This window comes from Bacillus sp. 05T31 (genome assembly GCF_056396725.1).
This window is the reverse complement of the sequence record NZ_JBFTMA010001070.1, coordinates 1-988: the sequence shown is the minus strand read 5'-3', so window position 1 is coordinate 988 and position 988 is coordinate 1. Positions and strand designations below refer to the sequence as shown.

The 988-nt window shown below is 33.2% G+C and carries 1 protein-coding gene; it reads right to left on the bottom strand.

The window, feature by feature from the left end; all coding sequences use genetic code 11:
• Positions 1-84 precede the first annotated feature (84 nt).
• Positions 85-988 (bottom strand): phospholipase D-like domain-containing protein (locus AC1DJR_RS31405; RefSeq protein WP_477004402.1); only part of this gene is annotated, 904 nt, incomplete at its 5' end.

The window sequence follows — 988 nt, the reverse complement described above, 5'->3', positions numbered from 1 at the left end:
TGTTAGCTTGATGGATATGGGGTATTTGCATTTCTTATCTTGATAGCAATGTGAAACTATCCCTAATATAAAAATACTTTGTCTTTACAAATAATACTCAAACATTTTTGCAACCTTTTCTTTCATTTTTTCTTTTATAGATAATTGATTGACGTCAGAGGATGTTACTTGCTTTGAATTTTGTAAGTCTGCATTAATCACTGGTTTTATTCTCGAAATATAGATAGGGTCATGAATATAACAGTTCATTTCTTCATTTAAATGAAACGAGCGTGAATCAAAATTCACGGTCCCAACCATCAATACTTTTTCATCAATCAAAAATACTTTACCGTGTAACACCCCATTTTTATAACCATATACTTCCATCCCCTGTTTTAATGCTTTTCGGATATATGGATATGCTGCTTCTTTAACTAATAGTGCATCCGAATGAGGTGAGAATAGAATTTTGACACGGACTCCCCTCTTTCTTGCATCTACTAATGCGTTCCAAATAGTTCTGTCTTTTGGTATAAAATAAGGTGTTAAGATAATGATGGATTCTTTTGCTTGTTGAAACAGCATTGCATAATCTTGTCCAAGTTTTTTTCCACTATAATATGCAGTAAATCGTTGCGAGGTTGCTCCCTTTTCCTTTACCGCATTGTGTATCGGAATCGATTTCTCTGAATTTTTCTTCCAGTCTAATACAAATTGGTGTTCTAAATCTTGAACTCCTTCTCCTCGTATTTGAAGATGATAATCTCTCCAATAACCAAGTTTTTCTTTTTCCCCCAAATACTTCTTTCCGATGTTGAATCCGCCAATGTAACCAACCTTTCCATCAATAACTGAAATACGACGATGATTCCGATGATCCAAAGAAGAAAAAAGATAAGGGAAAGCAGGTTTATTGTAATATGTAAAATGAACTCCTTTTTTAACTAATAATTCTCTTTCCTTTTTTTTTAGTAAAATTCCCCCTAACCTGTCCAATGCATAGTAT